Annotated in this window: 1 protein-coding gene; it reads right to left on the bottom strand. The window is 45.6% G+C overall.

All coding sequences use genetic code 11. The annotated features are described in order from the left end of the window. A partial coding sequence (locus A3763_RS29145; protein WP_197483077.1) for a hypothetical protein occupies nucleotides 1-901 on the bottom strand: 901 nt, incomplete at both ends.

Below are 901 nucleotides of genomic sequence, written 5' to 3'. Positions count from 1 at the left end.
TGGGCTTCAATTTCTCGCATCAGGTTTTCATGCTTTTGTTTCTGTTCTGCGTTGGTCTTAAGTATCTGCGTTAGTTCACCCTGCCTCTGACTACAAGCTTCTACTTCACTCTCCAGGCCATCAAGTAGCGCTTTGAGCTCTTCGAGTGACAAATTAGGAAGATCTTTAGCTTGTAACTCTTTTAACTGGCTCTGGGCAGTTTTTAGCTCTGCCTCCAATGTTGCTTTAGTTTTTTGTGTTTCTTCTTTTAAAGACACCAAATTCTCGATCTCTACGTCATCAAGATGAGCCTGCTGAAAGCTGGGCAGGTCTTCGAACACGCTATTCTCGAGTCTCTGCTGCCAGTCATGAGCAAGACGATCCAACTGATCTTTGTGTTCAAACTTCTGCTGCTCGAGCTGCTGCTGCTTTCCCTGAAGTGCCGATAAGTTTCTCTCGATCTCAGCTATTGACCCCTGCAAGCCCTGATAGGACAGAAGCCTTTTTTCACAATTTTGAGCCGACTTCTCACGCTCGGCACTTACATCTTTATCGCCGAACAGACGTTTGCGCTCTGCCTTCTGTACAGCAAGCTGCTCCATGAACGACTGCTGTTTCTGTTTCGCCTCGGCAAACTGGGAATTAAGCTCGCTCAATACGGCTTTGTATTGGTCATGTTGCTTTTCGATATCGCTAATTAATCCAAGCTCTGTCTGAAGTAGCTTTGCCTTGTCGTCATACAGCGAACACTCCTTTCGGGTTGTCTCCAACCACTCGCCTAAAGCACTTAAGTCCGGACTTATCACGACATCATGGCCACTAAGCTTAGCCAGATTTTCTTGTAAAGATTGATCTAGCTCCTGCTCACTACTGCATAAGCTATTGATTTGATCTTGTTTATCTTGGCACTGCTGGCTGATAT

Source organism: Oleiphilus sp. HI0128 (assembly GCF_001635365.1).
The sequence above is the reverse complement of the archived record's forward strand: the minus strand, read 5'-3'. Positions and strand labels throughout refer to the sequence as shown.